This is a genomic window from Streptomyces sp. NPDC005393 (genome assembly GCF_040606675.1).
Taxonomy (GTDB): domain Bacteria; phylum Actinomycetota; class Actinomycetes; order Streptomycetales; family Streptomycetaceae; genus Streptomyces.
On record NZ_JBEXFG010000012.1, the window covers coordinates 14,683 to 38,495 of the forward strand.

Annotated in this window: 18 protein-coding genes and 1 pseudogene; 10 read left to right on the forward strand and 9 right to left on the reverse strand. The window is 69.4% G+C overall.

Annotated features, from left to right (window positions below; all coding sequences use genetic code 11):
* Positions 1-44: 44 nt before the first annotated feature.
* Positions 45-1,577, reverse strand: coding sequence for a hypothetical protein (locus ABZS71_RS13195; protein ID WP_356209836.1), 1,533 nt, complete (start codon positions 1,575-1,577; stop codon positions 45-47).
* A 1,243-nt stretch (positions 1,578-2,820) separates the two neighbouring features.
* On the opposite strand from ABZS71_RS13195, the gene ABZS71_RS13200 reads away from it, so the two are divergent.
* Positions 2,821-4,683, forward strand: coding sequence for a glycoside hydrolase family 9 protein (locus ABZS71_RS13200; protein WP_356209591.1), 1,863 nt, complete (start codon positions 2,821-2,823; stop codon positions 4,681-4,683).
* A gap of 108 nt (positions 4,684-4,791) precedes the next feature.
* Positions 4,792-5,205: a CHAT domain-containing protein gene (locus ABZS71_RS13205; protein WP_356209839.1), complete on the forward strand. Its 414-nt coding sequence runs from the start codon at positions 4,792-4,794 to the stop codon at positions 5,203-5,205.
* Positions 5,206-5,441: 236 nt separating this feature from the next.
* Here ABZS71_RS13205 and ABZS71_RS13210 read toward each other — a convergent pair whose 3' ends face one another.
* Positions 5,442-5,741, reverse strand: coding sequence for a hypothetical protein (locus ABZS71_RS13210; protein WP_356209594.1), 300 nt, complete (start codon positions 5,739-5,741; stop codon positions 5,442-5,444).
* A gap of 350 nt (positions 5,742-6,091) precedes the next feature.
* Here ABZS71_RS13210 and ABZS71_RS13215 point away from each other — a divergent pair.
* Positions 6,092-6,448, forward strand: a pseudogene (locus ABZS71_RS13215) (ATP-binding protein); the annotation flags it as partial.
* An 84-nt stretch (positions 6,449-6,532) separates the two neighbouring features.
* Here ABZS71_RS13215 and ABZS71_RS13220 read toward each other — a convergent pair.
* On the reverse strand, positions 6,533-7,276 hold the full coding sequence (locus ABZS71_RS13220; protein WP_356209597.1) for an HAD family phosphatase: 744 nt from the start codon (positions 7,274-7,276) through the stop codon (positions 6,533-6,535).
* Entirely contained in the window at positions 7,273-8,775 is a 1,503-nt protein-coding gene (locus ABZS71_RS13225; RefSeq protein WP_356209600.1) for a mannitol dehydrogenase family protein, read from the reverse strand. The genes ABZS71_RS13220 and ABZS71_RS13225 overlap by 4 nt, the downstream gene beginning before the upstream one ends.
* 170 nt (positions 8,776-8,945) lie before the next feature.
* On the opposite strand from ABZS71_RS13225, the gene ABZS71_RS13230 reads away from it, so the two are divergent.
* The 3 genes from ABZS71_RS13230 to ABZS71_RS13240 all read left to right on the forward strand — a co-directional run bounded on the left by ABZS71_RS13230 (position 8,946) and on the right by ABZS71_RS13240 (position 12,006).
* Positions 8,946-9,260 (forward strand): hypothetical protein, encoded by a 315-nt coding sequence (locus tag ABZS71_RS13230; protein WP_356209602.1) that lies wholly within the window; start codon positions 8,946-8,948, stop codon positions 9,258-9,260.
* Entirely contained in the window at positions 9,257-9,499 is a 243-nt protein-coding gene (locus ABZS71_RS13235) for a hypothetical protein (RefSeq protein ID WP_356209605.1), read from the forward strand. The genes ABZS71_RS13230 and ABZS71_RS13235 overlap by 4 nt, the downstream gene beginning before the upstream one ends.
* Positions 9,500-10,044: 545 nt before the next feature.
* Entirely contained in the window at positions 10,045-12,006 is a 1,962-nt protein-coding gene (locus ABZS71_RS13240; protein WP_356209608.1) for a serine/threonine-protein kinase, read from the forward strand.
* 157 nt (positions 12,007-12,163) lie between these two features.
* On the opposite strand, the gene ABZS71_RS13245 is transcribed toward ABZS71_RS13240, so the two are convergent.
* Positions 12,164-13,291, reverse strand: a complete 1,128-nt coding sequence (locus ABZS71_RS13245; RefSeq protein ID WP_356209610.1) for an alkaline phosphatase family protein — start codon at positions 13,289-13,291, stop codon at positions 12,164-12,166.
* The gene (locus ABZS71_RS13250) at positions 13,288-14,559 is read right to left on the reverse strand and encodes an alkaline phosphatase family protein (RefSeq protein WP_356209611.1); all 1,272 of its coding nucleotides are present in this window, start codon (positions 14,557-14,559) and stop codon (positions 13,288-13,290) included. The genes ABZS71_RS13245 and ABZS71_RS13250 overlap by 4 nt, the downstream gene beginning before the upstream one ends.
* A 530-nt stretch (positions 14,560-15,089) precedes the next feature.
* Between ABZS71_RS13250 and ABZS71_RS13255 the strand changes: the two genes are divergently transcribed.
* Entirely contained in the window at positions 15,090-15,311 is a 222-nt protein-coding gene (locus ABZS71_RS13255) for a hypothetical protein (protein WP_355853193.1), read from the forward strand.
* A 408-nt stretch (positions 15,312-15,719) separates the two neighbouring features.
* Here the strand turns inward: ABZS71_RS13255 and ABZS71_RS13260 are convergent, their stop codons facing one another.
* Positions 15,720-16,253, reverse strand: coding sequence for a GNAT family N-acetyltransferase (locus tag ABZS71_RS13260; protein ID WP_356209613.1), 534 nt, complete (start codon positions 16,251-16,253; stop codon positions 15,720-15,722).
* A 245-nt stretch (positions 16,254-16,498) separates the two neighbouring features.
* Complete coding sequence (locus tag ABZS71_RS13265) at positions 16,499-17,134, reverse strand: TetR/AcrR family transcriptional regulator (RefSeq protein WP_356209614.1); 636 nt, start codon at positions 17,132-17,134, stop codon at positions 16,499-16,501.
* Between the two features lie 116 nt (positions 17,135-17,250).
* Here ABZS71_RS13265 and ABZS71_RS13270 point away from each other — a divergent pair, with 116 nt between their 5' ends.
* The 3 genes from ABZS71_RS13270 (at position 17,251) to ABZS71_RS13280 (ending at position 21,527) form a co-directional block, all read left to right on the forward strand.
* Positions 17,251-19,458, forward strand: a complete 2,208-nt coding sequence (locus tag ABZS71_RS13270) for an MMPL family transporter (protein ID WP_356209616.1) — start codon at positions 17,251-17,253, stop codon at positions 19,456-19,458.
* Between the two features lie 168 nt (positions 19,459-19,626).
* Positions 19,627-20,637: a beta-ketoacyl-ACP synthase 3 gene (locus ABZS71_RS13275; protein ID WP_356209619.1), complete on the forward strand. Its 1,011-nt coding sequence runs from the start codon at positions 19,627-19,629 to the stop codon at positions 20,635-20,637.
* Between the two features lie 140 nt (positions 20,638-20,777).
* On the forward strand, positions 20,778-21,527 hold the full coding sequence (locus ABZS71_RS13280) for an SDR family NAD(P)-dependent oxidoreductase (protein WP_355853208.1): 750 nt from the start codon (positions 20,778-20,780) through the stop codon (positions 21,525-21,527).
* Positions 21,528-21,634: 107 nt separating this feature from the next.
* Here the strand turns inward: ABZS71_RS13280 and ABZS71_RS13285 are convergent, their stop codons facing one another.
* Positions 21,635-23,485, reverse strand: coding sequence for a BTAD domain-containing putative transcriptional regulator (locus tag ABZS71_RS13285; protein ID WP_356209622.1), 1,851 nt, complete (start codon positions 23,483-23,485; stop codon positions 21,635-21,637).
* Between the last annotated feature and the right edge of the window lie 328 nt (positions 23,486-23,813).

Genomic DNA, 23,813 nt, shown 5'->3' on the forward strand with positions numbered 1-23,813 from the left:
GGTCGCGGTCGGAACGCCGGCCCCTCCGCCCCTCTCGGGCGTGTTCAATCGATCCCCCCTACGAAAGTGGCGGGAGCACACGGTCCACCGTCGAGGAGCAGTTCGGGGTTGTCCCAGATCACGCTGAGGTCCCTGACCGGGTCTTCCTGTGAACCGTTTCCACCAGCGGCGCAGTCGCTTTTCCACTGTCTCGCACGCTCAGGAAGCTTCGCCAGACCGTCCTCGGCCAGTCCTTCGCGCACCACACTGCGAAAGGCCTCCGACGCGCTGTCCTCACGATGGTGGATCAGCACGGGGACCCCGAGATCAAGCCCCACCCGCAACTCGCGCAGCCCCAGCCCGCTTCTCGGCCTCGGGGGCTCGCTGAGCACCATAGCCACCACCTCGTCCCGTCTCCCGATCCGCGCGTCCAGCAATGCGAGGTGCTCGTCGGTCGAGCGACCCTCGGTGTCGCACCAGTGGACGTCCGCCTGCTCGGGCCGGCTCTTCCACCGGGCCCAGCGCATGCGCCAGGCGTGATGGAGCTCGCGTCGTTGCACTCGCTCCAGACTGTGAATGAATATTTCGTGGTACTTGCTCAAAATGGGGTTGGAGTAGCCCAGTTGGGGGTTTCGATTCCACCACTCGACGGGCTCGTTCAGCAGCTCAGTGGGCAAAAAGAACTCCAATACCACTTCTTCGGCACGCGACTGCCACAGCTCCGCCATTCGGGTCAGCAGCTCCGCGACGGCGACGGGGATCCTGCTGCGCGTCACCAGTTCGCGGGGCTCGCCCTGCGGCTCCTGGTGCAGCCCGGAGGACTCTGCGTATCTCACCCGGGCGGCAAGTCTGTAGCGTGCCTCTCTGCGCCCCTGCTTTCTGCCCTTGGCGTCCACCGGGGTCAGATCGGGCGCCACCTTGACGAACAGCCTGATCACTGGGCGCTCCGGCTCGGCGCCGAGCCCGTCCACGCTTCGGCCGCCCAGGGGCAGGACATCCACCGTACGGCCGCCGGCCAGGCCTGCGCGCATCGAGATCAGTCCGTCGTCGCCGTCCGCGACGCCCCACTCGTGGGCGAAGTGATCGTTCCAGGCGTGCAACTCGCCTACCGAGGAGGCCAGGTCGGGGTGGAGGGCGAGATGCTCCAGCAGCACCATGCTGGGCGGCAGACCTCCAGGCGGGGTGTTGCGGCATGCCAGATGGAGGAAGGTGTGCCAGGCGGTGGTGCAGTGGGCAGGGAGACGAAATCGGTCCCCGCAGACCTCGGCGACGATCGCGTTCAGCTCGGGTATGCCGATGTCGAGCGCCTGCCGCAGCGCCGCCCAGTCGCGTCCCCGGTACAGATCGGCCGCGTTCCACTCATCGAGCAGGGGCCGCAGCCGGTGGGTGAGCGAGGGCGCCACGAAGCCGGTGATCTCCAAGAGCGCCTCCAGCCCCCCGGGCAGGTCGCCGCACGCGCGCACCGCCTCGTAGAACTCCTGGTGGGGAGTCGGATATTGCTCCAGCTCCAGCCCGCCGAACACCTCGCACAGCTCTCGCCGCCACTGGTGCCGACCGCGGGCGTCGGCCAGTGCCGCTGACCCTCCCAAGACATTCACCATCTCCCCCAGCACCCGGCGCCGCGCACGGTTTTCCGCCAACCGCTCCGACACGTGCGTCCCCCCTCGCACCCGACAAGCGCGCCTGCCATCGCGCTCATCCGGCATACCCATCGTCGCGAACACTTAGCGTAGAGGCACAATCGGCTTGCTGGACACTATCCGTGCATGAGTCAAACGGTGTCCGGGACTCGTGCTCTTTCGTACTCCTTGAGTGAGTCCGCCGCCTTGAGTGAGTCCGCGGAGGAGGGGCGGCGTGTGAGCCGTTCGTGGGGGAGGCCGACGGTGGGGTGGCCTGGCCGGGGCGGTCGCAGGCGGAGTCCGCGGTGCCGTCTTCGCCGGTCGTCGTGCTGGACGCATTGGTCCAGACCGGCGCGCAGGCGGTGCCGGCCGGCTCGTAGCGGACCGGGCCGGACCACTGCCATCGCAGCTCCGCGTTCTCGTGCCGCAGCGCGAGCAGCTCCGCGTCCTTGTCCTTCGCCGCCCCGCTGCGGATCAGTGCCGACGGAACGGACAGCAGTCTCCGAGCTGCCTTGTGCGGCAAGGACACGATGCGCGGACATGATCCCAGGGAGCCGTCGGACCCCGCCCACCTGCGGCGATGACTTTACGAACGGCACGAGGGATGGGGTCGGTCTTGTTGAATTATCAATCGCCTCCGAGGGTGTCGCCGCGCCGAAGAGCGGATGCCGCGGGTCCAGGCTGTGCCACGGCGCGCCGCCGAGCCTGGGATACCTCAATTGACGTAGGCGGGATTCGGTCGCTTGGTGTAAATAGATTTCCACTAAGCGTACGAAGCTGCAGGCCAGGTCGGTTCCCTAGCCTCTGGGGTATGGAAAAAGACGCCGAAGGATCCATGGCCGGATGCAAGGAAAGCCCATCGCTTAGCGCCACCTAGCGCGTACGTGACATTACCCACAGTGATCCACAGTGATCCACAGTGATCGACCCCCATTCCGGTCCGACGGCCGGCGGTGGGCTTGCTGTGGGCCCCGTACGCGGATCTCTTCGGTGAGCAGCAGAGCGGCCCAAACCGCAGGCCCTGGGAGATCTCCCGGCCTGGCCGTCACTCACTTCAGCTGAGTCGACGGCCCTTTCGCTGACTACACCCTCAGTCGCGGCGGCGACCCCATGCCGTGCTGCTGTGTTGCCTTTGTTCCCTTTCGGAAGAACTGAAGTCTTGATTCATCCTGCCCCCCGAGTACGTCCCGCCCTCGATCAGACCGGCCGCCGCCGCCGGCGCATGCTGGGCGCAGCGGTCGCCGCAGGCCTGGCACTGGGTGCCCTGACCGCACCTGCGGCAGGGGCCGTGGACAACCGCGCCCTGCGCGGCGCCGAGACGGCCGGCCCCAAGGTCGACACCGGCTCCCCGGTGCGGGTGAACCAGGTCGGTTACCTGACCCACGGCCCGAAGAAGGGCACCGTCGTCACCAGCGCCACCAAGCCCTTGAAGTGGACGCTCAGGGCCGCCGACGGCACGAAGCGAGCAAGCGGGACCACCACCCCCGCGGGTGTCGACCCGAGCTCCCGGCAGAACGTCCAGACCTTCGACTTCAGCAAGGTCACCGGCAAGGGTGAGGGATACACCGTCACTGTCGACGGGAAGAAGAGCGAGCCGTTCACCATCGGTGACACCCTCTACAGCTCGCTGCGCGCCGACTCGCTGGCGTACTTCTACCACAACCGCAGCGGCACCAAGATCGACGCGGACCTCGTAGGTGCCAAGTACGCTCGCCCCGCGGGTCATGACAAGGCAGCTCCGCACCGGGGCGACACCGACGTCCCGTTCCAGCAGGGCGGGTCCGACTACCGCCGGAATGTCTCCGGTGGCTGGTACGACGCCGGCGACCAGGGCAAGTACGTCGTCAACGGCGGTATTTCCGTGGCCCAGCTGATGTCCGCGTTCGAGCGCACCCGCACCGCCAAGGGCGCCGACGCCAAGCCGCTGGGCGATGGCCGGCTCACGGTGCCCGAGCACGGCAACGGCACCCCGGACATCCTCGACGAGGCCCGCTGGGAGATGGATTTCCTGCTGCGCATGCAGGTGCCCAAGGGCAAGCCGCTCGCCGGCATGGCGTTCCACAAGACGCACGACAAGCAGTGGACCGGGATCCCGACGCGGCCGGACCAGGACAAGCAGCAGCGTGTGCTGCGCCCGCCGTCCACCGCGGCCACGCTCAACCTGGCAGCCGCTGCCGCGCAGTCCGCCCGCCTCTTCAAGCCCTACGACCCGGACTTCTCCGCCCGGTGCCTGCACTCGGCCCGGACCGCCTGGGACGCGGCCAAGGCACACCCGAACATGTTCGCCAGCGATCAGGACTCCACGGGCGGTGGTGCGTACGGCGACAGCAACGTCAAGGACGAGTTCTACTGGGCCGCGGCCGAGCTGTTCATCACCACCGGTGACAATGCCTACCGCAAGGCGTTCCTCGAGTCGCGGCTGCACGGCGACGTCGACGCGCTCTTCCCGCGCGGCGGCGCCATGTCCTGGTCGTCGACCGCGGGCCTCGGGGCGCTCGACCTGGCCACCGTGCCCAACAAGCTCACCGACAAGCAGCGCGACGCCGTGCGCACGATGGTGACGAAGGCCGCTGACCGCTACGCCTCGGACTCCGCGAAGTCGGCCTACGGCGTTCCGTACGCGCCGATGGGCGGCAAGTACGAGTGGGGTTCCAACAGCCAGGTGCTGAACAACATGATCGTGCTCGCCACCGCGCACGACCTGACCGGTAAGACCCGTTACCGTGACGCGGTGCTGCGTGGCATGGACTACCTGCTGGGCGCCAATCCGCTCAACCAGTCCTACGTCACGGGCTACGGCGAACGGAACTCGCACCACCAGCACCACCGCTTCTGGGCGCACCAGCTTGACGCCAAGCTGCCCAACCCGGCACCCGGTTCGCTGGCCGGAGGCCCGAACTCCGGGCTGCAGGACCCGGTTGCTCACAAGAAGCTGAAGGGCTGTGCCCCGGCGATGTGCTACATCGACGACATCATGGCCTTCTCCACCAACGAGATCACCATCAACTGGAACGCACCGCTGGCCTGGATCTCCTCGTACGTCGACGATCTGGGCAACAGCAAGACGGGTATGGCCATGAGCTGATCCGTCGGGGGTCACACCCCCGTCGTTCCGACGGCACGGTCGGCAGATCCGCCGGCGTGCCGGCGCGGCGCCCCCGCTCGGGGGCGCCGCGCCGGCGGTTTCCACGTCATCGTCCGCTTCGCCTGCCATGCCGAGCAGGACCTCATGGATGCGGCGCAGAGTGCCTTCGTGCTGTACGACGGGCGGCTCACCGTCGCCGAGCTCCACGGGCTGCGCCTGCCGCATGCCGAACTGGCCTATCCGTCGGCGTGCGAGACAGCCACCGGTGGGGTGAACCTGCCCGACGAGGCGATGCACCTGGCGGCGACGATGCAGTTGGCTGGGTACCGGCATGTCATCGCGACAATGTGGAGCATCCACGACTGCTCGGCCCCGGATGTGGCGACGAGGTGTACACCGCTCTCAGCCACCACGGCAACCCGGACCCCGGCAACGCCGCCCGTGCGCTTCACACCGCTGTGGCCGCGTTGCGTCGGAACGACCCGACAGACCCCCTGCGCTGGGCCGCCTGTCTACACGTAGGACCGTAACGGTGGTCCCCTCTGTGTCCGGATGAGGCGGCTCGACGCCGCGCCGCCGTCCGACCCATCGGGCATCCTTCGACGTACCGAACGGCCGAGCGGCACGAGCCGCGCGAGACTGGGTGCGTTTGCGTCCCGACTTCCTTCTGGAGGAGTGGAAACCCGCGGCGGGCAGCCACCGCGGCGAGAGGGCCCCGGCGATCACATCCGCCGGGGCCCTCTCGCTACGATGTCTTGCTAGTTCCGGACTTCCAGCAGCAGGTGGTAGGAGGTTCCGTACCAGTCGCACTTCCACCTGATGACCCGGCTCGGGTTGGCGTTCTTCCACTGCTGGCCGCGCGCGTCGCAGGGCGCTTTCCGGTTGAAGGTCTCTCCGGTGTCGTGCCAGTACGAGAGGACACCCGTCGCGACCGAAGGCCCGGCGGTGGCAGCGGCAGGAGCCTCCGAAGGCGCGGCGGTAGCGGTGACAGGAGCCATGAAGGCGGCGGTCGCTCCCAGCACAGCGGCAGCGGCGGCAAAATTTTTGCGCAGACGCATGGTCGTGTTCTCCTCATGAGTGGGGCCGGTGGCGATTTGCCCGATCGGGTCCGTTGCGCCGGTACGAAGCCGGCCAGTGACAGTGCCTCGGCCGGCTGCACAAGAGCTTGCTGGCAGGGATCGGGCCGGGGCAACAGCATGAGGTTGTCCCGGACGGCCTGCTGCTGTCCGGCCTGGTCAGGCCCTTGTCCGGATGCCTGTCCGGGCGCCGTGTCCGGCGGTGGACAGGGCCTGAAGTAGTCACCACGTCCCCGTCCACCCCCGCCGAGCGGGCCCCTGCTGGCCGGCCATCGCATCGTCGGACGCATGGTCGTGTCCGCGTCCTTCCACCTGGCCGCGGCCCCTTCCCGCCGTCGCGCGTGGCGGAGTGGGATGTGCCGCCGGACCCGGCGGCGGTGGCCTGGGTACGGGTGCGCTGCGGGGAGAAGTTGCGTGAGTGGGGGCTGGAGGAGGATCGGGTTCACCACGGACCTGATCGTCAGCGAGCTGGTCACCAACGCGATGCGGTACGGATCACTCCGATTAGGGTACGGCTGCTGCACGGGCGCTGTTTGACCTGCGAGGTGTCGGACGGCAGCAGTACCTCGCCGCGTCTGCGGCGGGCGGCGACCACGGATGAGGGTGGGCGGGGGCTGTTCCTTGTGGCGCAGCTCGCTCAGCGATGGGGGGCGCGGTGGCGGGCCCCCGCCACGCCTTGGTCTTGGTGATGCGGCGCTTCACCGTGTTCCGCCCCCCCGGTAGAGCTCGGCGTCGTGGGAGACGGGCCGCCAGCGGGTCAGCGGGTCAGCGGGTCAGCGGGTCAGCATCGAGGCGAGCTCACGCCAGCCGGGCACCACGGTCACGACCCCCGCCTCCTGCAGCTGCCGGATCCGCTCGGCGCGTTCGGCCGGCGGCACGAACATCACGTCACCCACGGTCGGGCACCCCGCGCCCACCGCGGAGCGCGCCCCCGGCACCGAGTCCTCGACCGCGAGCCCCTGCGCCGGCGCGATCTTCAGGGCGCGGCACGCGAACGCGTACACCGCGGGGTCCGGCTTGCTCGTCGGCACCGGCAGCGAGTCCTCGGCGCTGAACCGCCGCTCCGGCGGGAACAGCGGCGCGAGGCCGGTCACCTCCAGGCAGGCGTCGAGCCGGGAGAGCGCGCTCGACGACACGACCGCGAGGACGTAGTCCCGGGACAGCGCGGTGAGCGGCTCCAGGACGTCGGGGTCCGGGTGGAGAACCTGCCGCAGGTACTCCGTCACGTCCTCCTTCTCCGCCTGGACCCACCGGTCCAGGACCGCGTCGGTGTGCTCGGCCGGGATGCCGTGCTCGGCGGCCAGCGTGAGCGCCGAGGACCGGAAGTTCTTCCCGGTGCCGACCGCGCGCAGCTCCTCCGGGGTGTACCGGCGGTCGACCCCCATCGCGGCGAGGAACCCGTTGGTGGTCCCGGCGGAAGCCACCCAGGCCGGCTCCTCCGAGGGGAAGAGGACGCCATCGGCGTCGCACAGCAGCGCCCGCAGTGCGCCGACGTCCACCCCCGGCAGCGATGTCATCCGCCCGGCTCCCCGGCGGCGGCCAAGTAGGCCGTCACCGCCTCCCGCGGGCCCTCCCGCAGCGCCTGCACCGCCTCGGTGACCTCCGCGACGAACCGGGGGTCCTTCCCGAGGTCGCCGAAGACCTCCGCCACGTCGAGCAGCGGGCGCGGGTCATTGCCGGCCTCCTCCGCGAGGGGCAGCAACGTGTCGCGCATCGGCCCCTCCACCGGGACCTCCTCGCCCGCGTAGTCCCGCCCGCGCAGGTACCGGAACCACCCGGCGACCGAGAGCGTGAGCAGCCGGTGCGGCCGCCTCCGGTCCCGCGCTTCGCGGATCGAGGGCAGCACGTACATCGGCATCTTCTGCGACCCGCGGCGGCAGAGCCGGGCGAGCTGGTCGGGGATCTTCGGGTTGGCGAAGCGCTCCAGCAGGGTGCGCTGGTAGTGCGCCAGGTCCATGCCGGGCGGCTGGGGAAGGAGCGGCGCCACCTCGTCCCGCATCAGCGTGGCCACGTACTCGTGGAACACCGGGTCGGCCATCACCTCGCTGCTCAGCCGGTACCCGGCCAGGTAGCCGAGGTACGCGAACGCGAAGTGGCTGCCGTTCAGCAGCCGGGTCTTCACCAGCTCGTACGGCTCCACGTCGTCGACGAACTGGACCCCGACCGCGTCCAGCGGGGGCCGCTCGTTGCAGAACCGGTCCTCCACCACCCACTGCGAGAACGGCTCGGTGATTACCGGCCACCGGTCCTCGACCCCGAACGTGGCCACGATCGCGTCCCGCTCCTCCGGCGTCGTATGCGGGGTGATCCGGTCCACCATGCACCCCGGGAACGCCACGTTCCGGTCCACCCAGTCGCCGAGCCGCTCGTCGCGCAGCCGGGCGAGGGACACCGTCGCGGTCCGCGCCGCGTGGCCGTTGTGTTGCATGTTGTCGCAGGAGAGCACGGTGAACGGCGGGGTCCCGGCGCGGCGGCGGCGGTCCAGCGACTCGACGAGGTACCCGAACACGGTGTCCGGGTTCCCGGGGTCCTCCAGGTCGGCCGCGACGTTCTCGTCGTCGGTGTCGAACTCCCCGGTGTGCGGGTCGATGAGGTACCCGCTGCCGGTGATGGTCAGGGTGACCAGGCGGGTCTCCGGGGAGACAAGCGCGTCGAACACGGGCTCGGACGACTCCCCGCCGAAGAGGTACTCCCGCATCGCGCCGACGACGCGCGCCCGGTCCTCGTCCGGCCCGCGGGCCACCACCATGTAGAGGCAGTCCTGGGCCTTCATCACCTCGCTCATCGCCGGGTTGTGCAGCCCCACCCCGGTGATGCCCCAGTCCGAGCTGACGTCGCGCTCGGCGAGCTCGTCCAGGTACACGGCCTGGTGCGCCCGGTGGAAGCCCCCGACGCCGAAGTGGACCAGGCCCGGCCGGAGCGCCGCCCGGTCGTAGGTGGGGACCGCGACGCGCCCCGCGAGGGCGGGCAGGGTGGCGTTCGTGAGTGGCAGGTCCGGATGTGTCGTGTGTGCCATGGCGGCGTTCCGTCCTCTGGATCGCGGCCCCTGTCTGGCACGGTACGCCGCCCCGGCCGACCCGGCAGCGCAGGGAAAGATCACCGCGTCCCTTGTGCGGCAAGGGTTTCCGTCGTCCCGGACCGGGCCGACCCACGGGCTCTGGCCGCGTGGGTGCGTACCGCCTGCCGTTGGATTTTGGTGCGGACGGCTGGTACGAGCGCAAACTGGAAGAGCGGCCGCTCGATGTCGGCGCCGTCACGATGATCTTCCACAAGTGGGGGTCCCGACGACTGGTCGTACCGGGCGGTCACCTGGGAGTACGGCTTGTTCTGGGCGCCCGTCGCCACGGCGCTGCGGGCGGGAAGTACAACCACTCCAGGCTGCCCGCGCTCGCCCCGGTCGGTGTTGTGGACCGCACCCACACCATCGGCCAGGACGAGTCCGTGCGGCACTGGCAGGACTGGAAGACCAAGGACCTCGACATCTTCGGAGGGCAGCAGTGATCACAGAAGCTCTCCCGGCCCCGGCCGGCGTCACGCGCGCAGACGACGACGAACTGGACCACGTCTACTGCTGCGACCCGGACCGCGCCCTCTGCGGCGCCGACCTGTCGGACGTCGTCGAGATCGTCGACGACTGGGACAACGGTGATGTGGATGTCTGCGTCGTCTGCGTCGACCTCGAGCGGCGCGGCGTGCGATGTGGCCCCGCCTGCCCCAAATCGACGAATGCCCGCAGCTGAGCACACATGCACGTGACGCTGTGGTCCGCATCCCCGGCTGTTCCCGCCCCGCTGCCCGACCGTGCCCGCTCCCGCCGCATTCCCAGGTGCCCACCTTGCGCCCCGGACAAGCGGTTCACCGTGGAGTCGGTGGTGCCTCCAGCTACCTTCACAAGGTCCTCCGGCAACCTCCACCAGTAGATCGCTGAAAAGTTGTAAGGAAGCGTGCCGCCGTTCGGTACCAATCTCGGAGCAATTGGAGAACGGCCGGCATCCCGGCCGGTGTGATATCTGGTATGTGGAGTTTGCGTCCTTGGTAACTCGATATCCTGCTCCAGCCTGTTGGTCCCCCACGCGGCAGTGCTCACACCTCTTCACATCCTTCACGAACATGGGTGCGCGCAGTGACAACGACGACCAGGCCCAGCGGGAGCGGTTCAAGGGCCACACATGCCAGGCGCATGCGAAGCGGCCCGGATCGCAGGCGCGTCCAGCGGGCCCCGCAAAGACGGCGGGCAGAGGCGCCGCCCCGTGATGGTTGCCTCCGTTCGAGCAGGGAGTCTTAAGTGTCCGCCCGCGTCCAGCCCGCCCGTCCTGGAGACCCCGCCCGCATAGGCCCGTACCGGATCGTCGGCCGTCTCGGCGAGGGCGGCATGGGCACTGTCCATGCCGCGCTCGCCCCGGAGGGGCTCCGTGTCGCGGTGAAGGTCATCCACCCCGCACGGGCGGAAGACCCGGAGTTCCGTGCACGGTTTCGCCGCGAAGTGGAGCTCTCCGCCCGCGTCACCGGGCCGTACCTGATCCCGCTGCTCTCGGCCGAACCCGATGCCGCCGCGCCATGGCTGGCCACCGCGTACGCCCCCGGCCCCACCCTGAACCAGCACCTGTCCGCGCAGGGGCCGCTGTCCGTCGGGAGCCTGTATGCCTTCGCAACCGGCACCGCCCAAGCCCTGGCCGCCATCCACGCCGCCGACGTCGTCCACCGTGACGTCAAGCCGCAGAACGTGATCCTCACCCCCGCCGGCCCCCGCGTGCTGGATTTCGGCATCGCCCACGCCGCCGATGGCACCAGCGTGACCCGCACCGGAGTGATGACCGGAACCCCCGGCTGGATCAGCCCCGAGCACTACCGCACCGGAACAGCCGGGCCCGATGGCGACATGTTCGCCTGGGGTGCGCTTGTCGCCTACGCGGCCACCGGTCGCCTCCCGTTCGGCACGGGCGCACCCGATGTGGTCGCGTTCCGCGTCATATCCGGGGACGCCGACCTCGACGGCATGCCCGATGGGTTGCGTCGTATCGTGGAAAAGACCCTGGCCAAGGAGCCGGAAGACCGGCCGACGGCAGCCGCCGTCGCCGAGGAGTGTTCGGTACTGCTGGCCGCCCAGACAACGCAAGTGGTGGACACCGGCCTTGAGGCCACCATGGTCGGCGACCTGATCGCGGCCGAGTGGCACATGCCCACCCTCGACGACCCGGCCTGGAACGCCCCGCCCACGCGGTCCCGCGCGCGCACCATAGGCATCTTCCTGGTGGTCGTGGCCGTCGTGGGCGGGGTCGTCGGCGGCACCGTGGCTCTCGCGGGGCAGGACACCGGCAGCGGCACGGCCTCACAAGCGCCGTTACGAGGAAACATGTCCTCCGCCACGGCGCCGGGCACCCCGGGCCCCGCGGCGGGCGGGAACTCCACCGACAAGCCGAAGAAGAATCAGGGTGACGGCAGGGCGAGCGTGGACACGTGGAAGGAGTCACGCCCGGCTCAGGGAAGCGGCGAACACGATGTCGCGCGTGCGGTGTGGCACGACACCGGTGTCATCCATACCGACGGGATAGAGGTCTCTCCAGAGAAGGTGACGTTCCACGAGGCGCGCAAGGAGGTCTACCTCGCCTACACGCTGAAGGGCGACGAAGCCGGAAGGATGTACACCGAGACCGAGGTTGCCACCGCGATGTGTCAGACGCTCCAGGATGTGGTGATCCGGCTCCACCCCGACCTGCCGTACCGCACATATGTGATGGTCGACCAGACGACGGGCAGGGCACCCCACGTGTCATGGGTTGATGACTTCACCACCAACACCACATGCGTGACAGCCGCGGACCAGCAAGACGCTCCCGCCGATGACGGAAGCTGGACGCCGGACATGACCGGCTACACGGAGGCGACACGGCCGAGTAGCGACCAGTCCGAGATCCGGTTCGCGGACACGGTGATGAATGACCTTCTGGGGGCAACCAACGTGTCCGCCGCGGAGCTGGGCGTACAGAAGATCGAGGACACCGACGACATCGCTGTCGGGTTCGACAAGACGTCGGCCATGTATGTGTGGAACAACCATGTCGATTGGAGCCGGCAACAGATCGACGAGTGGTCCGACATGGTGGCCGGGCGGGTCTGTGAGAGCTTGCTCAGCAAGCGGCGGGTTGAGGGAAGCGCCTGGCCGTACACCCGGTTCGCTATTGCGTGGTCCGGAGCTTCGGGAGCGGAGTTCACGCGCTGGGGCACCGTTGAGGAGTGCGCTGACTGACCGCATGGCAAGGCGCTGGTTGGTTTCTTCCGGCAAGGGCAGGGCCCGACCTTGCGGTCGGGCCTCGAAACGGGAACACCGTACAGCTGCCCCCGACCCTCTGCCGCTGGTACCCGGCGAGGGCCTTTCCTCTCGCCGGGGGGTATGAACGGGCACTTCACATGCCCGCGTTGAACACATCGGTGCCGAAGTGGTTCAGGCCCTGCCGGCCGGAGTAGCCCAGGTACGGCAGGCCGAACTGGTCCTCGATGCTGGCCAGCAGCGAGTAGTGGTTGTACGGCGTGCTGCTCCAGGTGCCCGGCTTCGTATGGGGCGAGAGCACGAGAGCGCCCGTTCGGCCGCCACCGAGGCCGGTGATGCCGGGCAGCGCGGCGTTCGGGGCGGGGCCCTCGCCGCAGCAGGCGCTCGCGTCCTCCTGCGGACCGTCCGACTCGTCGAAGGTGATCACCAGCATCCCGTCCTCCTTGAAGGCGGGGGAGGAAGTGATCAGGGGAACCCACTTCTGCAGCCACGCGTCGGCGGAGACCAGGCCGCCGGGTCGGCCGTCCACGCAGGGTGCGTCGTGGCCGTCGTTGCACAGGTTGGGCGTGATGTAGTTCAGCTCGGGGGTGGTGGCGGTGGTCTTCAGGTCGGTGGTGAGCGCCGAGAGGTCGACCACGTGCTGTGCGCAGGCGTCCGCCCGGTCGATGATCGAGTGGAAGTACATGAAGGGGTTGTGCCGGGTCGCGTACTGGTCGCCGACCTTGGCCTTCTGCGTGTCGTCCACCGCGCCGACCTGTGGGTGACGGCACGGGGTGACCATGTCTTCCATGTAACCCTTCCAGCTGTGCCCGGCGGCGGTCAGCTGGTCGGCGAGAGTCTTGACGCCGCTCGGGTAGACGCAGCCCTGGCCGACGGCCTGCTGCGGGGCGACGGTGCCCGTCTGGACGAAGGGCGCGAAGGTCTGGCAGTCGGACTGCGTGTCGGCGTTGGGGCCCTGGCCGGAGATCTGCGCGAGGTAGTTGCCCAGGCTGTTGTGGCCGATGCCGTAGTACTGCGACAGCAGCACGCCCTGCGCGCGCAGTGTCCGACTGAGGTACGGCGCCTTGGAGTCCGGCCCCCAGGTCTCGTCGTACCCCTTGTTCTCCAGGTTGATGACGAAGACGTGGCCGGCCTTGGGAGGCGTGGTGGGGGAGGCCCCGGCCCGCTGCGCGAGCGTCGCGCCGCCCGCGGCCGCCACGAGGGCGGAGAAACCGGCGAGGAGGCCCAGCAGGCGGAGCCTGCCGCGGGTGAGTCGGTGCTTCATGCTGACGGGAGCTTCCATCCGTGGGATATGGCCATGTCGCGCAGTGCGGTCCACTGCTCGAAGTCGGCGAGCGCGCCGGGCGGGCACGGCAGGCCGGTGAAGGGCGCCACAGGCCACTGGGGCGCGGTGAGGTTCGGCGGGTTGGTGAAGTCGAGAACCTCGGCGAGGTTGTTCGCGGCGGAGTCGCGGGGGGTGAGCGCCGGTAGGTTCCAGCGCCACTGGATCGCTTTGAGGACGGAGGCGTGGTCGTAGACGCCGTGCGCGACGTGGCCGCGCCGGGCGCGCGGGGAGATGACCATGCACGGCACCCGGAAGCCGCGCAGACCCCAGTCGGGATGGGCGTCGGGGGCGGTAGTGGGCGGGACGTGGTCGAAGAAGCCGCCCCACTCGTCGTAATTGATCACCAGCAGGGTCCGCTCCCAGGCGGGGCTGGTGGTGACCGCCTTGTAGACCTGGCTGAGGAAGTACTGGCCGGCGCGGATATCGGCGTGCGGGTGGTCGTCGGCGGAGGTGCCGCTGTCCTCGTCGAGGAACTTCGGGTCCACGAAGGAGACCTCGGGCAGATTGCCGCTCGCGCAGTCGGTGACGAACTCTCCGTACGGGTGCGAGATGCCGAGGTACTTCGTGCCCCACAGGGCGGTGAACGGCACGTCGTGGTAGTAGTACCGGCCGCGCAGCCCGGCGTCGGCGAGCCGGTCCCAAACGGTCGGGATGGTGGCCGTGGCCGTGGAGTTGTGGATCCGGTCGGTCTGCGCGGAGTGCTGGTAGAAGCGGTTCGGGTAGGTTTCCGCCATGATCGCCGAGAAGTAACGGTCACAGACCGTCCAGGAGGGCGCGGCCTTCGCATAGAAGGCGAGGTCCTCCGGCAGGTAGTAGCCGATCGCGAACTCGTCGTTGCTGCCCGCGCGCAGCCACCCGTCGCACTTCCCGTTGTTGTACTCGATCCGGCCGCCCTCGAAGCTGTGGTCGGGGTCGGCGTTGCCGCAGCCCTGGGTGGTCTGCAGGTGGTGCGTGGAGCGGGCGACGCCGTAGCGGTCGGCATAGGTCAGGCCGGCCTGCTTGCCGTCCGCGCCGGGCAGCCAGCCCAGGTAGTGGTCGAAGGAGCGGTTCTCCATCATCACGACCACGACGTGGTCGATACCGGACTGTTCCGGAGCGGGGAGGTCGGCGGGGGCCTGTCCTGCGGAGGCCAGGCGGTCGGTGGCGAGGGAGCCGAGGGCGGTGGCCGCCGCGGCCCCGGTCAGAATTTTTCTTCGGGAGATGCTCACCGCTCTCTTCTAGCCAAGGGCACCACCGGAACGTAACCCTCCGGCAGTAGATGTCCGCGAGGGTTCGCGTGGGGTTCGGAGAGTCTTTCCTGGAGGTCCCCCGGGTGGCGCGGGAGGTACACGCTCGTCCCCGGCGGCAAAAGCGTCGGCACCGTGTGCCCTTCCGCGGGACCCGCCTCGGCTTGCGTCGGCGAGGTGGCGGTGGACCTCACCCTCAACGCTGTCGACGGTGGTCGGACAGGCCGCTCAGAACACCCGGCTGCGACGCCCCGAGCGCCCCAGCACCCCTACTTCGTCGGCATCTGCACACTCCCGCTCAGCTGCGTACTGGCACAGCCCGAGTTCCACGCCCTGGCCGAAGGGTGGCTCAAGGACGCACGAGCACTGTTCACCTGGTGTCACCGGGAGTTCCAGCTATGAGACGCGCTCCGCCCATCCGCCGGGCGGCGGCGCCCCGAACCCCGCCTTCTGCGAGGCGCGGGCCCGGACCGGGCCGCAGAGGACGGTCCGGTTGGCGCATACTGACGACAATGACAAAACCAGCTGTGACCAAGCGCTGTCTGCCCGCCAGCCCCTTCAAGACGCAGGAACCGCCACCTGCGAAGCATTTCGTCGTAGCGGACCGGGTTACGCACGATGTGTACGGCCTCGGCCGGGTCATCGGGATCGAGGAGGGGATCGCGGTGCTCGTCGACTTCGGTTCTCGGCGGGTACGGATCACGAGTCCGTACACCAAGATGACCGTACTGTAAGGCTGCGGTGTTCGGTCGAGGCGGAGTGGGTGATCGCCCTCCTCCCGACATCGGACGACCTATTTCTGCAGGTCAACCGCGCTCAACAGCCACCACGAAAGGGAGACCTCTCATCAGCACGAGCTCGCCATTCTCCGTCCCGGAACCGGCGCCCCAACACGCCACGACGGAATCGCCGCGTCCCGCGAGGAATCCGTTCCGGGCCCCGGACTTCCGGGAGGTCATATCCGGAGCCTCCACGACCACGGCTGCGGAGCCCGCCACCCGGGAGCACCTGCGCAAGCCCTTCACCATGTCGACGTAGCCCCACCCGCTGTGTGTGTCAGCGAACCAGCAGGGCCAGCCCTCGGCCCTCGCGGAGGCCGGTTTGGCGCCAGGACGAGGGGTGGCCGTGGTGGGTCGGTAGGTTTATCCGGCGAACTCGGTGAGATCGATGGTGTGAACGCTCAGCGGGAAGCCGTACGCCGGGTGCGTCATTTCGCGCTCAGGCACCATGCCGAGCTTGCGTGCCACGTTCTGGGACGCGTCGTTACCCGCCCGGTCGATGCTGATGACGCGGTCGAGACCGCGATCCTGGAGCGCGAACTCCAGCGTGGCGTGGGCGGCTTCCGACGCGTATCCCTGGCCCCAGAACTGCCACCCGAGCCGCCAGCTGATCTCCACGGCGGGCAGCACCTCCGGCAGGAAATCGGGCACGGACAGACCCGCGAAACCGGCCAGTTCGCCTGAGGCCAGCAGTTCGACGGCGAAGAGGCCGAAGCCCTCGTCGTCCCACTCCTCCTCCCACCGTTCGATGGCCGCCGCCGTATGGTCCAGGTCGCGTACCGAGCCATCGCCGATCCAGCGCATGACCTGCGGGTCCGCGTTGATGTCCGCCATAGGGGCGATGTCGTCGTCATGCCAGCGGCGGAGGATGAGGCGGGGGGTGCGGATCTCGGTCATGGCACCCATCCTGCCGAAGACGGGGCCGCGGCGGTAATCGGGTCCCGTCCACGCTGCCCGTCCCGCTCGACACGACTCGGGGCCTGACCCGCGTTCCCGGAGGCTCCGCGGAGGATTCGTACGCAGCGGTGAGTCCCCGCCGATCACGCCCAGGGCAATGGCAAAGTCCCTGGTCGGCCACTGTGCGGCGGTAAAGATACCCGTCAGGCCGCTAACAGGCGGTCACGACGGCTCCCCGAACCGGGTCACAGGGCTTCAAGGCCGCTCGGCACGGGTGTGTTCAGCACCGCCAGCGCGATCGACACGAGCAGCTCGCGCTCGATGTCGGAGAGTCGGGGCGGGGGCGGCGTCGGGCCCGGCTCCGAAGCCGCGTCGGCCGCGACGCCGGAACGCCGCCGCCTCGCGTGCGTGGACATGATGCCCATCCGGACCGCGCCGAGCGCGCAGCGGGAGCGCAGCATCGCCGTCGGGTCGTCGGTACCGGCGATCAGCCGCTCCAGCCGGGCCAGCCGCCGACCCAGGTCGTGGCGGTCGACCAGGACACGCAGCGCAGTGGGCTCGGCCGCGATGGCCTGCAGGGTGCGGCCACTGTCGTCCAGGGCCGCGATGATGCCGCGGACCAGCTTCTCCTGGTCGAGCTCGGCTCCGTCGGCCTGCTCGGCGAACCGGTCCAGGGCGTCCATCACCGGGCCCACCAGAGCCGAGAGCAGCTCCTCCTTGGCCGGGAAGTGGTAGTAGAGGGCCGCGCTGGTCATTCCCAGGTGCCGGGCGATGTCGCGCATCGAGGTTCCGGCGTAGCCCTGCTCCGCGAACAGCACGTTCGCGGCGTCGAGGATCCGCTGCCGGGTGACTCCGGCGGTACTTCCGGCGGTCCGGGCCATCGCTCTTCCCACTCCCGTTCTGCGGCTGAGGAGGTGTCGTGCCGTCACCTGGGCTCTGCGTCGGCATGCTACCTTCGCACGTATTAATCGACCGGACGATTAATTATAGGAGTGACATGGCCACGCTGGCTCGCTGGTGCTTCCGGCATCGCCTCTTGGTCCTGCTGATGTGGCTGCTGGCGTTAGGCGGCCTCAGTGTGGCCGGCCAGGGAGCGGGCGCCGCTTACGCGAACGTGTTCTCCGTCCCCGGTACCGAGTCGGAGAAGGCGCAGGACCTCGTCAAGTCCGCTTTCCCGGAGAGCGCCGGCGACATGGACACCGTCGTCTGGCAGGTGGCCGGCGGAACCGTCCGGGACACCGCGGTACGCGAGCGACTGGCCGCGTCACTCGGCAAGATCGGCCGACTCGCCACGGTGGGGACGGTGACCAGCCCGTACTCCGCGGCGGGCGCCACCCAGATCAGCCGGGACGGCCGTACGGCCTACGCCAGGATCACTTACCACAAGACGGCCCAGGAACTGTCGGTGGACGAGGCCGAGCGCATCGTCGACACCGCGGCCACGGCCCGTACCGACGGGGTGCGGGTCGAGGTCTCGGGGCCCGTCGCGGAGAAGACCGAGGAGGGGCAGGCCGGCAACATCGCCGAGTTCATGGGCCTCGCGGCCGCCGCGGTCGTGCTCTATCTCGCCTTCGGATCGCTGCTCGCGATGGCGCTGCCGCTGATCAGCGCGCTGTTCAGCGTCGGCACCGGCGTGATGGCGATCAAGCTCCTGTCGCACGGCGCTGATGTACCGGAACTGGCCGCCACCCTGTCGACGCTGATCGGCCTCGGCGTCGGGATCGACTATGCGCTGTTCATCATCACCCGCCACCGGCAGGGGCTGAAGGCGGGCCTCGACCCGGAAGAGGCCGCCGTCCGGGCACTTGACACCTCCGGTCGCGCGGTGCTCTTCGCCGGCGGTACGGTCTGCATCGCGCTGCTCGGACTGCTTGCGCTGCGGCTGGAGTTCCTCACCGGCGTCGCGATCGCCACCACCTCGATGGTGGTGCTCACCATGGCCGCGTCGGTGACGTTCATGCCGGCGCTGATCGGCCTGTTCGGCCGGCGGGTGCTCAGCCGCCGCGAGCGGCGGCGGCTGGCCGCGGCGGGCTCGGGGGAGGAGGAGCCGCGCGGACTGGCGGTGCGCTGGGCGGCGTTCGTCCAGCGCCGTCCGGGCAGGCTGCTGACCGCCGCGGCGATTGTGCTCGCCACCCTGACGATCCCGTTCTTCTCGCTCCGGCTCGGCATCTCCGACCAGGGCAACCGTCCCGAGTCGAACACCACCCGCCAGGCGTACGACATGCTGGCGGAGGGCTTCGGACCGGGCTTCAACGGGCCACTGCAACTGGTCGCCGCAGTCGGTGGCGGGGGCGACACGGTGGCCCTACGGCAACTCGCCGACACCGTACGGAACGACCCGGACGTGGCCTCGGTGGTATCGCTGCCCTCACGGCCGGGCGCCACGACGGCCGTGGTGCAGGTGATCCCGAGGACCGCCCCGCAGGACGAGGCGACCTCCGATCTCATCTCACGGCTGCGCGATACGACGATCCCGGCCGCCGAGCACCGCACCACGATGAACGTGTACGTCGGTGGCCAGACCGCGACGTTCGACGACTTCGCCACCGTCATGCTGGGGAAGCTGCCGTGGTTCGTGCTGATCGTGGTGGCGCTCGGCTTCCTGCTGCTGCTCGTGGCCTTCCGCAGTCTGATGATCCCGCTGACGGCCGCGGTGATGAACCTGCTCGCCGCGGCGGCCTCGTTCGGTGTGCTGGTGGCGCTCTTCCAGTGGGGCTGGCTGTCGGAGCCCCTCGGGGTCGGCGGGGCGGGGCCGGTCGAGGCGTTCCTGCCGACGGTCATGCTGGCGGTGCTGTTCGGACTGTCGATGGACTACCAGGTGTTCCTGGTGAGCCGGATGCACGAGGAGTGGGTGAACTCCCGCGACAACCGCAAGGCGGTGACCGTCGGCCTGACCCATACCAGCCGGGTCATCAACGCGGCGGCGCTCATCATGATCTTCGTGTTCTCCGCGTTCGTGTTCCGCGAGGAGCGGATCATCTCCGAGTTCGGAGTGGGCCTGGCGGCGGCGGTGGCGCTGGACGCGTTCATCATCCGCACCGTGCTGGTGCCCGCCGTCATGCGTGTGCTGGGCACCGCCAACTGGTGGCTGCCCGGCTGGCTCGACAAGCGGCTGCCGCACCTGGCGGTCGAACCGACGGATCCGCCGCCTCCCCCGCCGCCGCCTGCCGAGCCGACGAAGGCCACCGACGTGCGGGCGAACTGACGGCGTGCCGGTCCCACCGCATTGGTCCCCCAGCGGCAGCGCCCGCTGGGGGATCGGTGGTGGACGGCTCGTTCCGCTGCTGGTGACGGCCGTCCCGGCGTGCCATCGGGCTGCGATTCGGCACTGCGAGCATCACGTCGCAGGTGGATCCGTACTGGAGGAGCGCAGATGTCTCAGTTGTCGTTGTCGCAGTCGGCTCCCGTCGGTGGCAGCCGTATCCGCGGCGTCGGAGCGTACCGGCCCGCGCGCGTCGTCACCAACGAGGAGATAGCCCCCCGGATCGGGGTGGCACCCGAGTGGATCGCGCGCCGGTCGGGCATCCGCACCCGGCGGTTCGCCGGACCGGACGAGCCGCTGGCGGCGATGGCCGCCACGGCATCGGAGAAGGCTCTGGCCGCGGCGGGCCTGTCCGCCGCCGAGGTGGACTGCGTCCTGGTCGCGACGATCAGCCATCTCCTTCAGATGCCCGCGCTCGCGGTGGACGTGGCGCACCGGCTCGGCGCGGACCGGGCCGCGGCATTCGACCTGTCGGCGGCCTGCGCCGGGTTCTGCCACGGCGTCGCTATCGCGGACAGCATGGTCCGTTCGGGCGCGGCCCGCACCGTCCTGATGGTCGGGGCGGATCGGATGACGGATGTGGTGGACCCGGACGACCCGGCCACCGCCTTCCTCTTCGCGGACGGCGCGGGCGCCGTTGTCATCGGCCCGTCCGAGACGCCGGGCATCGGCCCGGTGGCCTGGGGCGCCGACGGCGAGCGGATGGATGCCATCACCATGACCGGCCACTGGACACCCGGGCTCCGCGAGAACGCCGAACTACCCTGGCCTCATCTGTGCATGACGGGCTGGAAGGTCTTCAGGTGGGCCACCGAGACCATGGGCCAGGCGGCGCGCGACGCCGTCGAACGGGCTGGGCTCACCCCCGTCGAGCTGTCCGCCTTCATCCCGCACCAGGCGAACCGGCTCATCACCGACGCGCTGGTCAAGGACATCGGACTGCCCCCCGGCGCGGCCGTCGCCCGGGACATCACCGACAGCGGCAACACCTCCGGCGCCTCGATCCCGATGGCGATGGAGCGCATGCTCGCCTCGGGCGAGGCCCGGTCCGGGGACGCGGCACTGCTCCTCGGATTCGGCTCCGGACTGGTGCACGCCGGGCAGGTCGTCCTGCTCCCCTAGGAGGGTGCTCGCGGAGGCGCCGTCCGCCGTGGTTTGCGGTGGCGGCCCGCTGGTGCCCTGCCCCCAGCCCCTGACCAGCGGGTGCCGGGAGGATCCGACAGTAACCATCCCGGCTCACACCCGAACTTGGAGCGGCCCGTATGAATCCGACCCTCACCGGCAAGCACGCGCTCGTCACGGGCGGCAGTCGTGGCATAGGGCGGGCCATCGCGCTCGCCCTCGCCCAGTCGGGCGCCAGCGTCCTGGCCTGCCACCAGAACCCCAGTGCGCAGGCCGACCAGTTGGCCGCCGAGCTGAAGGAGACCGACGGCGACCACCATCTGCTCCGGGCCGATGTCAACGACCCGGCCGACGTCGACCGGCTGGTGGAGGAGGCGAGGACCCGATACGGGTCGCTGGACGTCGTCGTGCACAACGCCGGCGTGATCAGCCATATCCCACTGCCGGAGCTGGAGTTGGCGGAATGGCACCGGGTGCTGGACACCAGCCTGACCGCAGCCTTCACGGTGTTGCAGAAGACCCTGCCGCTGTACGGGGAGCGGTCCTCCGTCATACTCATCGGCTCGCGGGCCGCGGCCCGCGGCATTCCCCTGCGCAGCCACTACACGGCGGCGAAAGCGGGACTGGAAGGATTCGCCCGCTCGGCGGCGATGGAGCTGGGCGCGCGCGGGGTGCGGGTCAACGTGATCGCACCCGGAGTGATCGACAGCGACGACACCAAGGCGATCCCGGCTGAGCGGCGCGCCCAACTGATGGCCCGCTACAGCGCGATGACGGCGCTCGGGCGGCTCGGTGAGACGGAGGAGATCGCCGGCGCCGCGCTCTTCCTCGCGAGCGATCTGTCCTCTTATATGACCGGTCAGACGATCAACGTGGACGGGGGGATCTGACGCCCCGCGGCCGTGGCGCACCGGCGGACGTTCCCGGTGCGACACGGCCGCGTTCCGCACATCCGATTCCGCGTTGGGTGTTCCGGCAGTGGCTCGACGGGCTGTTGTCAGTTCCCGGCCAGCCGTTGCAGCGCGTAGGCCCTGACGAGTTCATGGACGTCGTAGCCCAACGGGCCGTCCTTGGTGCCGGTCGCCTGGAGCAGATGGCGCTCGGCGAGCCGGGCGAGCACGCTCTCGGCGCTCACCAGGTCGCAGCCGAGCTGTGCGGCGGCGTCCTCCGCGGTGAACGGACCACCGGCGCGCATCGCGAACAGCTGCATGGCCAGCCGCTCCCACTCGTCCAGCTGCCGGAACCCGGCGTCGTAGGAGGCGCGGAGGTCGAGACCGGGGAGGCTGGACTCGTCAAGGCGGCGGCGGGGGTCGGCGAGCCGCTCGGCGAACTGGCCGAGTGGCCAGCCCGGTAGTCGCCAGAGCCGGGTGCCGACCGCGCGCAGCGTGAGCGGAAGTCCCCCGCAGAGCTTGACGATCCGGTCGACTGCGGGCGGGTCCTCCCACGCCCGTCGCAGTCCGATGATCGAGGTGAGGAGCTGGTATGCCTCGTCCTCGGGCAGCGGGTTGAGGAGTACCAGCTCGGAGCCGGCCAGTCCGTGCGCGAGGCTGGTGACGATGACCGCGCAGTCGCCGCTGCCCGGCAGCAGCGACTTGACCTGGGCGGTGGTCGCTGCGCAGTCGAGGAAGAAGAGCAGCGAACGGGAGGCACAGCGGCTGCGGAACAGCTCGCCGGCCTCGTCGATGTCGTCGGGAAGAGCGGAGCGGTGCTCACCGAGTGCGGCGAGGAAGCGGTGCAGCACGGCGCGCGGGTGAACCGGATTGGCGCTGTCGCCGCGCAGGTCGACGTAGAACTGACCGTCCGGGAACCGGTCGCACACCCGGTGTGCGAGGCGGGTGGCCAGGGCCGTCTTGCCGACTCCCGGCGTCCCGGTGATCCACAGGACGGGCAGCGGGGCGTACTGCGCACGGCATTCGGCGAGGCGGCTCTCCAGCAGGGCGAGCACCTCCTTCCGTCCGGTGAAGTCCGCGATGTCGGACGGCAGTTGGGCCGGATGCGGAACGGACGGGACCAGCTGTGCCGGGCCGGCCGCGGGTAGTCCGACCGCCGGCGCGATCCTCGCTCCGGCAACCTCCCCCAGCTCTCCGTCTGCTCCGTCGCCGACCGCGGTGTGCCCGGACATCGCATCGATGCCATCCGGTACGGTCCGCACCGGACGTAGCTCCAGTTCCGGCGAGGGCTCGGCCCCGAGGTGCAGTTCCGGTTCCGCCACGAGCACGGCGCTATGCAGTCGGGCCAGCACGGGCGAGGGCTCCAGGCCCAGCTCGTCGATCATGCCCCGGCGGAAGGTCTGATACATCTCCAGGGCTTCGTGCCGACGGCCTGAGCGGTACAGCGCGATCATCAGTTTGGCGTGCATGCCCTCGTCGAGGGGATGGGTGGAGCACAGCGTCTTCAGCTCGCTGATCAGCTCGCGGTGCCGACCGAGCTGGAGTTCGGCCTCGAGTCGCAGCTCCACGGCGCGCGTCCGGCGTTCCTGGAAGCGGATGATCTGAACGCCGAGCTGACCGCCGGGCTCGACGTCCGCCAGTGGGGCACCGCGCCATACGGCCAGGGCGTCCGCGAGCAGTCCGGCGGCGGTCTCCGCGTCTCCGCCGTCAAGCGCCTTCTGGCCCCTGTCGATCAGCTCGTCGAAACGGTGCACGTCGAGGACGCCGGCGGGAATAGCCAGCCGGTAGCCGTTCGGTTTGGTGTGGAGCGAGACATCGCCGTCCCTGACCACTTCAAAAACGTTCTTCCGGATCTTGTAGATGTACGACTGGAGAGTGGCAAGCGCACTCGCGGGAGGACGGCTTCCCCATAGTTCGTCCATCATCTCGTGTATACCGACGATCCGATTCTCGGACACCAGTAGGAGCGCCACCAACTGACGTAACTTTGGTGCGCTCGGCGTTAATTCACGATCTTCGCCGCCGTTCACCTCCAGAGGCCCCAGTACACGAAACCGCACCTCAGCTACATGGTTCATCCCCATGACCCCCCTACTGAGAGCATCGCCTCAGCTGCGAAAACCTCATTCCCGGCTCACCTCTGGATGATCTCCCCGAGGCGAGTGGGTCCCATCCGGCGGAGTAATGGATTCTACGGCCCACCGAATGGGAGTCCTTGATCCGAATACGAGCCCTTACTGTAAGCACCCTAGTCTAGTGACAGTCGGGTCACAGAGAATTTCGCGA

Bases quoted from the DNA above. Each gene is read 5' to 3' on its own strand.
- ABZS71_RS13260 (WP_356209613.1), bottom strand. From the start codon at position 16,253: ATGACCGAGATCCGCACCCCCCGCCTCATCCTCCGCCGCTGGCATGAC.
- ABZS71_RS13210 (WP_356209594.1), bottom strand. From the start codon at position 5,741: ATGCGTCTGCGCAAAAATTTTGCCGCCGCTGCCGCTGTGCTGGGAGCG.
- ABZS71_RS13275 (WP_356209619.1), top strand. From the start codon at position 19,627: ATGTCTCAGTTGTCGTTGTCGCAGTCGGCTCCCGTCGGTGGCAGCCGT.
- ABZS71_RS13245 (WP_356209610.1), bottom strand. From the start codon at position 13,291: ATGAAGCACCGACTCACCCGCGGCAGGCTCCGCCTGCTGGGCCTCCTC.
- ABZS71_RS13220 (WP_356209597.1), bottom strand. From the start codon at position 7,276: ATGACATCGCTGCCGGGGGTGGACGTCGGCGCACTGCGGGCGCTGCTG.
- ABZS71_RS13270 (WP_356209616.1), top strand. From the start codon at position 17,251: ATGGCCACGCTGGCTCGCTGGTGCTTCCGGCATCGCCTCTTGGTCCTG.
- ABZS71_RS13200 (WP_356209591.1), top strand. From the start codon at position 2,821: ATGCTGGGCGCAGCGGTCGCCGCAGGCCTGGCACTGGGTGCCCTGACC.
- ABZS71_RS13255 (WP_355853193.1), top strand. From the start codon at position 15,090: ATGACAAAACCAGCTGTGACCAAGCGCTGTCTGCCCGCCAGCCCCTTC.
- ABZS71_RS13225 (WP_356209600.1), bottom strand. From the start codon at position 8,775: ATGGCACACACGACACATCCGGACCTGCCACTCACGAACGCCACCCTG.
- ABZS71_RS13280 (WP_355853208.1), top strand. From the start codon at position 20,778: ATGAATCCGACCCTCACCGGCAAGCACGCGCTCGTCACGGGCGGCAGT.
- ABZS71_RS13265 (WP_356209614.1), bottom strand. From the start codon at position 17,134: ATGGCCCGGACCGCCGGAAGTACCGCCGGAGTCACCCGGCAGCGGATC.